The organism is Endozoicomonas sp. SESOKO1, assembly GCF_024606265.1.
In the GTDB taxonomy this organism is placed as follows: domain Bacteria; phylum Pseudomonadota; class Gammaproteobacteria; order Pseudomonadales; family Endozoicomonadaceae; genus Endozoicomonas.
This window is the reverse complement of the sequence record NZ_JAHHPP010000228.1, coordinates 1-5,304: the sequence shown is the minus strand read 5'-3', so window position 1 is coordinate 5,304 and position 5,304 is coordinate 1. Positions and strand designations below refer to the sequence as shown.

General features: G+C 50.6%; 5 protein-coding genes. All 5 read right to left on the bottom strand.

The features are described 5' to 3' along the window. Positions 1-137: 137 nt before the first annotated feature. The gene (locus KDK13_RS10315; protein ID WP_257284895.1) at positions 138-1,589 is read right to left on the bottom strand and encodes a TrkH family potassium uptake protein; all 1,452 of its coding nucleotides are present in this window, start codon (positions 1,587-1,589) and stop codon (positions 138-140) included. Positions 1,590-1,833: 244 nt separating this feature from the next. Further along, positions 1,834-2,091 (bottom strand): hypothetical protein, encoded by a 258-nt coding sequence (locus KDK13_RS10310; protein WP_257284894.1) that lies wholly within the window; start codon positions 2,089-2,091, stop codon positions 1,834-1,836. A gap of 313 nt (positions 2,092-2,404) precedes the next feature. After that, positions 2,405-2,665 carry a hypothetical protein gene (locus tag KDK13_RS10305; RefSeq protein WP_257284893.1) on the bottom strand — a complete coding sequence of 87 codons (261 nt, stop codon included), beginning with the start codon at positions 2,663-2,665 and terminating at the stop codon, positions 2,405-2,407. Between the two features lie 134 nt (positions 2,666-2,799). Further along, positions 2,800-4,173 carry a Trk system potassium transporter TrkA gene (gene trkA, locus KDK13_RS10300; protein WP_257284892.1) on the bottom strand — a complete coding sequence of 458 codons (1,374 nt, stop codon included), beginning with the start codon at positions 4,171-4,173 and terminating at the stop codon, positions 2,800-2,802. Next, positions 4,174-5,304 (bottom strand): 16S rRNA (cytosine(967)-C(5))-methyltransferase RsmB (rsmB, locus tag KDK13_RS10295; RefSeq protein ID WP_257284891.1); only part of this gene is annotated, 1,131 nt, incomplete at its 5' end. It abuts the gene before it with no gap.

Genomic DNA, 5,304 nt, shown 5'->3' with positions numbered 1-5,304 from the left:
GTCTACAAAAGACCGAGTAAAATTAGCAAGGAATGAACAAAAACTCAAGTGGAGCGCTCTACGCGCTCCTGTCTTATATCACCGCCCGATTGGGCGATGCTTTAAACGGATTTGGTAACCATCTTCTTGATTGCCCTTTAATAACGCCAGAAGGTAGGAGTAAACAACACCAGAAGTGTAAAAATCTCCAGGCGTCCCAGCAGCATGGCAAAAGTGAGAATCCACTTTGCAGCATCAGGCAGGCTCTGGTAACTGAATGCAGCTTCGCCGAGAGCCGGTCCGAGATTATTCAGGCAAGATGCAATCGTTGAAAATGCCGTAGTAAAGTCTAGCCCCGTTGCCAGCAGGGCGAGAAAGAGAAGTACAAACATCAGAATGTAAGTCGCAAAGAACCCCCATACCGCTTCACCTACCCTTGGACTCACGGGCTTGCCACCAACTTTGATGGTGAATACCGCATTGGGGTGAACCAAACGTCGAAGTTCTCTCATTCCCTGTTTGGCAATCAGAACAACCCTGATGACTTTCATTCCCCCTGCGGTTGAACCTGCACACCCCCCCATGAAGCTGGTAAAAAACAGCAGCATGGGCAGAAACATGGGCCATGATGAAAAGCTGGAGGATGAGGTGTAGCCAGTGGTTGTGGCTACGGATACCACTTCAAACAGGCCATAGCGGAAGGACTTGGTCAGGGAGTAAGTATCAGAAAGATAGAGTGTTGCCACGGTTATGGCGCCAACAACACCCAGAATGGCCAGAAACCACTTGACTTCCGGATCCTGAATATAGTGAGTCAATGACTTATGTCGCCAGGCGGTAAAATGCAGGGCAAAATTGAAGCCGGCAATCAGCATGAAAAAGATGGCAACAGAGATAATCATGGGGGAGTTGAAGTGGCCCATACTGCCGTCATAAGTAGAAAAACCACCGATGGCGATGGTTGAGAAACTGTGGCAGATCGCATCAAACAGGTTCATCCCCGCTAACCAGTACGCAAGGGCACAGGCGGCCGTCAGGAAAAGATAGAGAAACCAGAGGGCTTTGGCTGTCTCGGTAATTCTGGGCGTCAGTTTTGAATCTTTCACCGGGCCGGGAGTCTCTGTTCGATACAGCTGCATACCGCCGATCCCCAGCATCGGCAGAATGGCGACGGCCAGCACAATAATCCCCATACCGCCAAGCCATTGCAGCTGCTGGCGGTAAAATAGAACAGAGCGGGGCAGGTGTTCAATGCCCGTCAGAATCGTCGCCCCTGTGGTTGTCAAGCCCGATATGGACTCGAACAGTGCATCGGTAATACTGAGTGACGGGCTTTCCATGAATAGAAAGGGCAGTGAGCCTACTGTTCCCAGAACAATCCAGAACAGTGCGGTGACCAGAAACCCTTCGCGGGTTCGCAACTCATCTTTGTTATGCCGAAAAGGAAACCAGAGAAGAAAACCCAGCAGTAATGTTAATAAGAAGGTGTAGATAAAAATGGAAATTTCCTGCTCGTGATAAAGCAGTGCCACGACAATCGGAGGAAGGCTGGACGAGCTGAATAAAATTAACAAAATTCCCAAAATGGGAAGAATAACCTGAAACTGCATGGTGCTCCTGCTTCATCCAGTACAAGTATCCAACAATATGGATTAAAGAATGGGCTGAACACTTCAATAACCTGCCGTGGTGGATTCTTATAATGGCTATAATAAATTCTGATTTTTATGCAGTAGCAGATTACTCCTAATCCACAGGGAAAATAAAGCCTTGTGTAATACCAATCGGACTTTCTAATTCCCTATTGAGTTGAAGATTTGAGCCTTGATCCTGCCTTGCCGATCGTCGCCATAGCTATGGCTGTTTTGCTTTCCTGTTCAGAAATGTCCGCTTCGTAATGGGTAAGGATACCTTATGCTGTGTTGCTGATTGTACCTTGATCAATGTATCTGTTCTGGCTGAGGCCAGCGGTTTATCTGTTTCGACCCCACGGACAACAGAATAGCCTCGCCATCTCAGGCCCGGATTCCTGTCCTTTTGGATGGCTTTGATATCTTCAAGAAAGGGCCGGGTAAATGTTTCCGGGCTACTCAATTGATTCATTTTGTCCATGGGATTACCTGCTGTTTCATTCCGCTTAACTGATTGGACATCAGTTTTACAGGAGTTGTTCCATTTCGCTCCTGGGCATCAGGAAAATTTGCCACTGGGAGGCAATAGACGGGTGAAATTAAAAGTGTTCCCGGTAGCTGTCACCTGTACAGGGATTGTACAGAATACATCTCACAGGGAGGTGCCTGTGTATGCATAACAAGGCTGGTTGAGACAGGAATCAACATCGTTGAGAAAAGCCGGGTTGCTCATCTGCGGTTCTCCACCGTTTGCTATGTGGACTGAGCTTCCATTATTTCCTGTTGTTGCCTCATCAGGATGCCGCTCGCAGGAAACGGAGGGCCGTTTCGGGGTTGATGATGACATCTCGTGGTGGCAGGAGAAGGTGGGCCAGGTCTGGGTTGATGATGGGCGTATCTGCTCTGACAGAAACTTGTGGGCGCACTATTGCTACAGGCCGACCAGCAGTGGACCATCTTTTAATGAGGTCAGTGCTCTGCTGGTCAGTGTCGGTACTTGCAGGGGTAAATGACGTAGTCGTTTTGCTGGCAGTAAATGGGTTGCTCGTGTCCAATGTTGATACCTGTTAATGTTGATACGTATTGATGCTAACGTACTTACCCATTGGACATAAGTTGTCAGAAATAGTTTCCGGTGATTGATAACCACTAAGCCATGGTTTAAAAGCAATGGTTAAAAAGCAATGATTTAAAAGAACCCAAGCCCAACCTGGAAAAGTTGCTCAAGCTCACGGATTTTGCGCTTATTGGTCAGGAAGAGAATGACATGATCGCCGGATTCAATCCGGGTGGTATCGTGAGCAATCAGTACCTGATCTTTACGAACAATCGCCCCGATGGTCGCGCCCTGGGGTAACTCCACCTCCTGAATGGTTTTACCCACCACTTTAGACGTCTGCTCACTGCCATGGGCAATAACCTCGAACGCCTCTGCAGCACCTCTTCGGAGTGAGTGAACGTTTACTATATCACCGCGTCTGACGTGCTTCAGGAGACTGCCAATGGTGGCCAGCTGTGGAGAAATCGCAATATCAATTTCACCGCCCTGTACCAGATCCACATAGGCGGGGTTGTTGATCAGTGCCATGACCTTACGGGCACCCAGACGTTTCGCCAGCATGGATGACATGACATTGGCTTCATCGTCATTGGTCAGTGCACAGAAGATATCGGTATCTTCGATATTTTCACTGATCAGCAGCTCTTTATCCGATGCGTTGCCACAGAACACCATGGCTCTGGTCAGCGTTTCAGACAGGAACTGGCAGCGTTCCATATTGTGCTCAATGATCTTGACCTTGTATTGGTCTTCCGCAGCCTGCGCCAGGCGCAGGCCGATATTGCCACCACCGGCGATAATGATGCGCTTATAGTCATCATCCAGTCGCTGAAGCTCACCCATAACGGCCCGGATATCTTCACGGGCAGCAATAAAGAAGACTTCATCGTCCACCTCGATCACGGTGTTCCCCTTGGGCATGATGGCATTGCCACGGCGGAAAATGGCGGCTACCCGGGTATCCACATTAGGCATGTGCTCACGGATATAACGAAGCTCGTGACCCACCAGCGGACCGCCATAATAAGCCTTCATGGCCACCAGCTGGACCCGGCCCTCGGCAAAATCCAGAACCTGGAGGGCGCCAGGGCGCTCCAGCAGACGTTTGATGTAGTTGGTAACCACCTGCTCCGGGCTGATAAGTACATCAATGGGCAGTGCCGCGTTGGCAAACAGGCTCTCGTTCTTCAGGTAAGCCGCCTGACGAATACGGGCTATTTTTGACGGTGTGCTGAACAGGGTGTAGGCAATCTGGCAGGCCACCATATTCACTTCATCACTGTTGGTGACCGCCACCAGCATATCGGCTTCATCGGCCCCTGCCTGTTTCAGAACCCCGGGAAAGGATGCCTTGCCCTGGATGGTTCGTATATCAATTTTATCCTGGAGCTCACGAAGTCGGGTGGCATCGGTATCGACCACCGTAATGTCATTTTCCTCACTGGCCAGATTTTCTGCCAGCGTGCCACCGACCTGACCGGCACCGAGAATGATGATTTTCATTTAGGAATCCGTTTTTACCATCAGGCTGTAAAAAAATCCGTCGCCGCTGTTCATAAAGCCACCGTTGCCGGGGATACTGCCTGAGCTTGGAAAAAGCTGCTTGCCAAACCCGGTATTGTGACCCCATTGACCTTCAATGGGTAGTAATCTGGCATCCGGGGTTTCTGACAGAAAGTGCTCAATCTGCAGATGGTTTTCCCGGGGCATGATGGAGCAGGTGGCATAGAGTAACGTGCCGCCGGGTTTCAACAACGGCCAGATAGCCCTGAGGATTTTCTGTTGCAGCTGAGCCAGTGCATCAATATCTTCCGGCTTTCTCAGCAGTTTGATATCCGGGTGGCGACGAATCACCCCGGTCGCTGAGCAGGGGGCATCCAGAAGAATGTGGTCGTATGGCTTGCCCGGGAACCAGATGTCAGGGTCCGTCGCGTCGCCACACAGAACATTCGCCGTCAAACCCAGCCTTTGCAGGTTTTCAGCCACTCTCTCCAGACGAACGCTATCCGCATCCAGGGCATCAACCGTAATGTCCGGGTTCAGTTCCAGTAGGTGACAGGTCTTGCCACCGGGAGCGCAGCAGGCATCCAGAATGTGATCACCGGGTTTCGCCTGGATTAACGTTGCCGCCAGCTGGGCTGATTCATCCTGAACACTGACCGCCCCATCATTGAATAATGGCAGCTTGTCAACCGAACTCGGTCTGCCCAGGGTAATGGCCTGCGGGGCAATTTGGGATTGTTTTGCCTGGATACAGTCATCCAGCAGTTTTTTCAGGTATCGGGAGGGCTTGATCTTCTGCTCATTAACCCGAAGGGTCATGGGGGGCGGCTGATTATTACCCGTGAGAATGGCTTGATAATCTTCTGGCCATGCCCGTTTAATGGCATTGATCAGCCATTTCGGGTGTGACCAGCCGCAAACCGGGCTGCGCTCTTCCAGATCATGCAACTCTTCAAACCGGCGCTGGGCATTTCTGAGAATGCCATTGACCAGGCCCCTGGCCCAGGCTTTACCCAGGGTCCGGGTCGCCTGTACCGTTTCACCAATGGCGGCATGGGGCGGAATGCGGGTAAAGAAGAGTTGATAAAGACCGACCAGAATCAGGTTATGAAGATCCTGTTCTTTTTCTTT